The sequence below is a fragment of the Salegentibacter tibetensis genome, assembly GCF_020164485.1.
GTDB classification, from domain to species: domain Bacteria; phylum Bacteroidota; class Bacteroidia; order Flavobacteriales; family Flavobacteriaceae; genus Salegentibacter; species Salegentibacter tibetensis.
On record NZ_JAIQZA010000164.1, the window covers coordinates 1 to 255 of the forward strand.

Annotated in this window: 1 pseudogene; it reads left to right on the forward strand. The window is 36.9% G+C overall.

Annotation, left to right across the window (positions count from 1 at the left end):
- A pseudogene (locus tag LB467_RS18940) lies at window positions 1-255 on the forward strand (FeS-binding protein); the annotation flags it as partial.

A 255-nucleotide genomic window follows, 5' to 3' on the forward strand; every position in this document is an offset into this window, starting at 1 on the left:
TTGTTTACGGGACGCTTTACACTTTGGCTATTCTCATTTTTGGCTATAAATTTATCCTGAAATACCGCAATAATCGTTACGAGATAATTCGTACTTTTTCGGTGATGTTCTTTCAGCTGGGTTTCGCTTTTTTAATCCCGGAAATTTTAATTCGGCTCAATCAACCTTATTACAATCCTGCCAATATCTGGCCGCTTAACTACGATCTGTTTACCGATTATAAGATAAACGAATTTCTTTCCGCAGGGAATATTG